6 protein-coding genes are annotated in these 6,648 nt (G+C 61.7%); 3 read left to right on the top strand and 3 right to left on the bottom strand.

The genetic code is table 11. The annotated features are described in order from the left end of the window. The 3 genes from WBP53_RS01150 to WBP53_RS01160 form a co-directional block, all read left to right on the top strand. Nucleotides 1–1,006 (top strand): malate synthase (locus WBP53_RS01150; RefSeq protein ID WP_423925094.1); only part of this gene is annotated, 1,006 nt, incomplete at its 5' end. A gap of 88 nt (nt 1,007–1,094) precedes the next feature. Continuing rightward, nucleotides 1,095–2,393 (top strand): isocitrate lyase, encoded by a 1,299-nt coding sequence (aceA, locus tag WBP53_RS01155; RefSeq protein ID WP_423925096.1) that lies wholly within the window; start codon nt 1,095–1,097, stop codon nt 2,391–2,393. A gap of 301 nt (nt 2,394–2,694) precedes the next feature. Further along, a complete protein-coding gene (locus WBP53_RS01160; RefSeq protein WP_423925098.1) occupies nt 2,695–3,720 on the top strand; it encodes a diguanylate cyclase in 1,026 nt (341 codons plus the stop codon). A gap of 97 nt (nt 3,721–3,817) precedes the next feature. On the opposite strand, the gene WBP53_RS01165 is transcribed toward WBP53_RS01160, so the two are convergent. The 3 genes from WBP53_RS01165 to WBP53_RS01175 all read right to left on the bottom strand — a co-directional run. Next, nucleotides 3,818–4,477 carry a YecA family protein gene (locus WBP53_RS01165; RefSeq protein WP_423925100.1) on the bottom strand — a complete coding sequence of 220 codons (660 nt, stop codon included), beginning with the start codon at nt 4,475–4,477 and terminating at the stop codon, nt 3,818–3,820. Beyond that, on the bottom strand, nt 4,464–5,240 hold the full coding sequence (gene xth / locus WBP53_RS01170; protein ID WP_423925102.1) for an exodeoxyribonuclease III: 777 nt from the start codon (nt 5,238–5,240) through the stop codon (nt 4,464–4,466). The genes WBP53_RS01165 and xth overlap by 14 nt, the downstream gene beginning before the upstream one ends. An 80-nt stretch (nt 5,241–5,320) precedes the next feature. After that, the coding region (locus WBP53_RS01175) for an SLC13 family permease (protein ID WP_423925104.1) at nt 5,321–6,648 on the bottom strand (1,328 nt) is incomplete at its 5' end.

The following is a 6,648-nucleotide window of genomic DNA, read 5'->3' on the forward strand; positions in this document are numbered from 1 at the left end:
CCACAACGCTCGGACCTTGCAAGCAAACGGACGTGGGCCATTCCTCTACCTGCCGAAGCTGCAAAGCCATCAGGAGGCCGCGCTATGGGATGCGGTGATAGCCCATGCAGAACGCGAGCTGGGGTTGGAGCAGGGAGTCATCAAGGTGACCGTCCTGATCGAAACCCTGCCCGCTGCTTTCGAGATGGAGGAAATTCTCTGGGCTTTGCGCAGTCGCATTGTCGGACTCAATTGCGGACGCTGGGACTACATCTTTTCCTACATCAAGACGTTCCGGGGGCAGCGCGATCATGTCTTGCCCGAGCGCGCACAAGTAGGCATGGGCGTGCCTTTCCTGAAGGCCTACAGCGAACTCCTGATCAAGACTTGCCATCGCCGGGGCGCGTTCGCCATGGGCGGCATGGCCGCGCAGATTCCGATCAGCAACGATAGTGAAGCGAATGCCGCAGCACTTGAGCGGGTCCGGCTCGACAAGCAGCGCGAAGCGCAGGCGGGGCACGACGGAACCTGGGTTGCACATCCGGGCCTGATTCCCGTCGCCATGGCAGAGTTCGAACGCGTACTGGATGGTCCCAACCAGCTTCAGCGCCAACGTGACGATGTTTGTGTCGCGCAGCACGACCTCCTGCTTGCTCCACCCGGAACGATCTCGCGAACAGGCTTCGAGAACAATGTCGATGTTTGCGTGCGCTATCTTGCTGCCTGGCTGGATGGTCTCGGTTGCGTGCCCATCCATCACTTGATGGAGGACGCGGCCACCGCGGAGATTTCGCGCGCGCAGCTTTGGCAATGGCTGCACCACGAAGGCCTCAAGCTCGAGGACGGCGGCGTCATTGATTTCGCCTTGTTCGACGAGGTGCTTGGCGGCTGTGCTGCACGCCTGCCGCAAGCCGGCCTGCCCGGCCAGGAGCGTGTCTGCGAGGCCATCGCGATGCTCGCCGAGCTGACCCATGCCGATGACCTTGCCGAGTTCCTCACCTTGCCCGCCTATGAGCGTCTTCCCTGACGGCATGCCGGGCCCGCACCCCTATTCGTTCAACACGCACCGCCGAGCAATCCCTATTCAGCCGCAACGGATTCACCAGGAGCACATCATGAGCCAGAACACGATGCCAAACGCCGAACAGATCACCCACGACTGGGCCAACAACCCGCGTTGGGCCGGCATCAAGCGCAACTACACCGCGGCTGATGTTGTCCGCCTGCGCGGCAGCGTACATGTCGAACACTCGCTGGCTCGATTGGGCGCTGAAAAGCTCTGGGGCAGCTTGCAGAGCAGTCCTTTCGTGAATGCACTTGGTGCATTGACCGGCAACCAGGCCATGCAACAGGTCAAGGCCGGACTCAAGGCGATCTATCTTTCCGGGTGGCAGGTCGCCGCCGATGCCAACCAGGCCGGACAAATGTATCCGGACCAGTCCCTGTATCCGGCCGACTCCGTGCCTGCCGTGGTCAAGCGCATCAACAACTGCCTGCTCCGAGCCGACCAGCTCAACCATGCAGACGGGAATGATTCGGTCGACTACCTGCAGCCCATCGTCGCCGACGCCGAGGCTGGATTCGGCGGCGTGCTCAACGCCTTTGAGCTGATGAAGGCGATGATCGAAGCAGGTGCCGCGGGCGTGCATTTCGAAGATCAGCTCGCATCGGTCAAGAAGTGCGGACACATGGGCGGCAAGGTTCTGGTACCGACGCGCGAAGCGGTCGACAAGCTCAATGCAGCCCGTCTTGCTGCCGACGTCATGGGCGTACCCACCCTGATCATTGCACGCACCGACGCGGAAGCCGCTGACCTGCTGACCAGCGATATCGATGCCAATGATCAGCCGTTCGCAACTGGAGAACGCACGGTCGAAGGCTTCTACAAGACGAACAAGGGGCTCGATCAGGCCATCAGCCGCGGCCTCGCCTACGCGCCCTACGCCGATCTGGTCTGGTGCGAGACCGGCAAGCCCGATCTCGAATTCGCGCGCAAGTTTGCGGAGGCGATCCACGCCAGGTTCCCAGGCAAGATGCTGGCCTACAACTGTTCGCCTTCGTTCAACTGGAAGAAGAATCTGGATGACGCGACGATCGCCAAGTTCCAGAAGGAAATCGCCGGCTACGGCTACAAGTTCCAGTTCATTACGCTTGCGGGCTTCCACGCCCTCAACTACTCGATGTTCAATCTGGCTCATGGCTACGCGCGCAACCAGATGAGTGCATTCGTCGAATTGCAGGAAGCGGAGTTCGCCGCCGCGGACCGTGGGTTCACCGCCGTCAAGCACCAGCACGAAGTCGGTACCGGCTACTTTGACCAGGTCACCCAGGCGATCCAGCAGGGGCAGTCATCGACTACAGCTCTGGCCGGATCAACCGAAGAAGAGCAGTTCCAGGGCAACAAGGCGGCCTGAGCCAAGCAACAACCATGACGCGCGCCGGCCACTCGATGTGCCGGCCGCGCCAGACGCCGACAACGGAACGTGGAGTCTGGGGTAGCCCGGTGGGAATCCGGGCAATGCTCCGATGTCGGCGCTGCGCGGGAACCGGGGAGAACCGCGGTACCCTCTTGCCAGGTCAGAGGGGCTGACCGGCAATTCAGCTTGCCAGTGTGGGCGCTGGCTCACACGTGACGAAAGTCATCGTTGATCACGATTTCCAGTCAGGCCGATAGGGTAAGATCAACAGTCGCGAATGTCGGCAACAGGGGGACACGTGGCGACAAGAAAAGGCGGCAGCAATGTCACGCCCATCGGCGGATCTGTGGCGCGCCCGCGCGCACCGTTGTTGCCACGTGAGCTTTCCGAGCGCGAACTGGCCTTGTTCATCACGGCCAGCGATCGTCGCGAAGTCAGCCCTGGCGAGGTGATATTTCGTCGTGGTGAGCTCGGACGCAGCATGTTCATCGTCGAAACAGGGCAGATTCGCCTGGAATTCGGCGATGGAATGCCGGACAAGCTGATCGGTCCGCGTGAATTCTTTGGTGAGTTGACCCTGTTCATTGGCGACCATACCCGCGTCGCCAATGCCGTGGCTACGACCGAAACCGTCATGCACGTCATCGAACAGCAATCCTTTGAGCTGCTGCTCGACAGCGAGCCGCGACTGCTCGCGCAATTCATGCGGCGCTCCTTCTCCTATCTGGTTGCCAGCGAGCAGCAACTGATCTCGAGCCTGAAACGGCGCAACGAAGACCTGATGGTCACCCTGGATTCCCTGCGCCAGACCCAGACCCAACTCAGTACCGCGCAGCGTCTCGTGCAAACCGACGAACTGACCGGGCTATGCAATCGCCGAGGTTTGTACATGTTCCTGGAGCATCTGGCCGAGGCGAGGCTGGAGGGCACCGAGCTTGGCCTGTTGCTGATCGATATCGACCGCTTCAAGCAGATCAATGATCGTTGCGGCCATCTGGTGGGTGATCAGGTCCTGCGCGCAATCGCCGAGGAAGTGCAGGCGGCGGCATCCCCGTGCGACCTCCCGTGCCGACTTGGCGGTGACGAATTTGCCCTGCTGACCCAGGTGACGGGTGGCGAGGAGTTGAGTGCGCGTGCCACGCAGATCGTCAACGCCGTTCGCGGCTTGCGCTTTCCGACCAGTGACGGCCTCAAGGTCACGGTGAGCATAGGCGCCCAGCTGTGCGCGGAAACCACCGACTGGGCCGTCTGGTACAGCGACACGGACTGCCTGCTTTATGAGGTCAAGGGCCGTGGTGGCGACGGCCACCGCTCACCTGCCTGATCCCTTGCCCCCTGATGCGGTGCTCGACACGCACCGTGCGGATACCGCTCATACGGTGAACCGACCCATTCAGTGCAAGCACGCCCGAATGAGCCGATCAGTGGACCCAACGACCCCCGCGCCTGCGCGGCGGTCGCGGTGGCTCGCCTTCCCTGCTTCGCACATGTTCATCCTCATTGGCAGGATTCTGGCGCCAATATTCGGCCACCGCGTCGATCGACTCGGGAATGCGCGTCAGGCACTCGTCGTACTCCTCCTCGGTCATCGCTGCGAACTCGGCATCGCTTTCAAATACATCATCCTCGATCGACAAGGCGATGATCGGGCCGAGGTACTGCATCAGATCGGAGTCCTGGCCCAGGCGTGATTCCCAGGCCGCTGCGCGCAGATCGATGCCCCGGCTGAAGCCTTCGCACCAGCCACGCGAAGTGAACGTGCTGCCACCATCGTCGTCGTCCATTTCGCCGAGAATGGGCTCGTAGGCACCGGTGTCGATTTCGAGAAGTACCGAATCATTGAGGCGTGCCAACAGGGTCAGGATGCGCTCGCCCTCCTCCACGGTGGCGAAAGGCTCGTGCAGGACTTCCGGCAACCATTCGTCCGGCGTGGCCGGTGAGGGCCCGATCGTCAGCGATGTGAGAAATCCGTGTACGCCATCAAGCAGCAGCTGGTCTTCGCCGGCATGCGCACGCAGATACTGATCAAGCTCTTCAAGCTCGATATCCGACAAGGAGGCGGGCCAATCAGACTCGGACATCTTCAAGCTCCAGCAGAGCCGGGGTATGGTCGGAAGGACGTTCCCAGGTACGCGGTTCCCGATCGATGCTGGCGCCGCTGGCCCGCTGCATGACCGGGGCACTCGCCAGCACCAGGTCGATACGCAAGCCGAGGTCGCGACGGAAGCCTGCCTGCCGGTAGTCCCACCAGCTGAAGGTTCCGCCGGCCTCGTCAAACTGACGGAAACTGTCGCTGAGGCCGAGATCGAGCAGGCGCTTCAAGGCATTGCGTTCGGGCGTCGAGCAAAGGATCTTTTCATGCCAGGCAACCGGATCATGCACGTCGCGGTCGTCCGGGGCGATATTGAAATCTCCCATCACCACCAGGCGGGGATCATTGCGCAACTCGCCCTCGAGGAACCGTGTGACCTTGTCGAGCCAATCGAGCTTGTAAGCGTATTTCTCGCTACCCACCGCCTGGCCATTGACGACATACAGGTTGGCGATACGCAGCTCACCGACGGTCGCGACAAGGATGCGTCGTTGCGGGTCATCGAGGCCCGGAACATCCGTGACCACGTCGTGGATGGGTTCCCGCGCCAGCAAGGCGACGCCGTTGTAGGTTTTTTGTCCGGAAAACGCCACTTCGTATCCGAGTGCTTCGATCGCTGCACGCGGAAACCTGGCATCCTCCATCTTGGTTTCCTGGATGCCGAGCAAATCCGGCCTGGCGCTCGCGCACCACTGTTCGACATGCGGCAGGCGAACGTTCAGCGAATTCACATTCCAGGTAGCGAGCTTCATCTGCCCAGTTTAGCTGACTGAGCCGACCGCCTGCAGCGTGTGCAGGCAGTCGTTGATCTCGCCTTCATCCTGGCGGGCAGCTACAAGGGCCAGACCCACAGCAGCATCGGCACGCTGATCAGCAGGACAATGGCCTCCACGGCGAGGCCCAATCGCCAATAGTCACCAAAATGGAATCCGCCGGGCCCGAGAATCAAGGTGTTGTTCTGGTGGCCAATCGGCGTGAGGAAAGCGCACGAAGAGCCGATCGCGATTGCCATCAGGAAGGCATCGGCGTTGACACCGAATTGTTGTGCCGAGCTCAGCGCAATCGGGCACATGACCGCCGCAGTGGCCACGTTGTTCATCAGATCCGAGAGGAACATCGTGACCACCAGCAAGACCACCAATGCGGCGATCACGTGTCCCTGGCTGACCGTCTCGAGCAGAAACCGTGCAATCAGATCCGCGGTTCCGGTCGTTCCCATCGCGTCGGCGACCGGCAGCATCGCTCCCAGCAGAACAACCACCGACCAGTCGATCGAGGTGTAAACCGAGCGCAACGGCACCAGTTTCGCCACCACGAAGGCGAGTGCGGCCAGCGCGAACGCGATGGCGGCAGAGAGCACGCCGAAGCTTGTCGCGACAATGGCTGCTCCCAAGATCAATGACGCCTTGAGCGCATGCCCCTTCTTTGGCACGCGGATATCACGCTGAGCCAGAGGCAGGCAGCCAAAGCGCGCGGCGAACCCGGCCAGGGCCTCGCTTGGGCCTTGCAACAGCAGCACGTCGCCACCCTCGATGGGTGTTGATCGCAGTCGCCGTACCGACTGCCGACCCTGGCGTGAAATCGCCAGCAGGTTGATCCCGAACTGCGTGCGAAGATCGATGTCGGTCGCCGAGCGTCCGACGAACTCGGCATTCGGAGTCACCACGAATTCCTGGAATACGACATCACCGGCCCGTGACTTTTCTGCGCTGCCAGTTTCCGAAGGCTCGGTCGCATTGCGTTCGCTGGCGGGATCCGCCGTTGACTCCGGCGCGTCGTCGTCGGCCTCCTCGTCTTCGTCGACTTTGGGCGGCACGGCTTCCTCGAGCTTGACGCCCAGGCTTGAAAGCGCCGTCGACAGGGATTTTGGATCGACCTCGATGACCAGAATGTCGCCGGTCCTCAGGATGCGTCGCGGATTCGGTGCCGACAACCTCATCTCGCCTCGGACCATTCCAATGATCTGCGCGTCGGACTCGTCGAGCATCTGCTCGACTTCGCGCAGACTCCGATCGACGGCCTTGCTGTCTTCGACGATGCGTACTTCACTGAAGTACTGGCCGGACTCAAAGCCGGCAGATACCGCCTGTTTGCGCGAGGGCACGATGCGCCAGCTGATCAGGCCGACGAACAGGACGCCTACGACCGCCACGCTGACCC

Source organism: Dokdonella sp. (assembly GCF_049593775.1).
Taxonomy (GTDB): domain Bacteria; phylum Pseudomonadota; class Gammaproteobacteria; order Xanthomonadales; family Rhodanobacteraceae; genus Dokdonella.

What these genes read in the sequence shown, in the direction of transcription:
- aceA (WP_423925096.1), top strand. Translation starts at nt 1,095, where the DNA reads ATGAGCCAGAACACGATGCCAAACGCCGAACAGATCACCCACGACTGG.
- WBP53_RS01165 (WP_423925100.1), bottom strand. Translation starts at nt 4,477, where the DNA reads ATGTCCGAGTCTGATTGGCCCGCCTCCTTGTCGGATATCGAGCTTGAA.
- xth (WP_423925102.1), bottom strand. Translation starts at nt 5,240, where the DNA reads ATGAAGCTCGCTACCTGGAATGTGAATTCGCTGAACGTTCGCCTGCCG.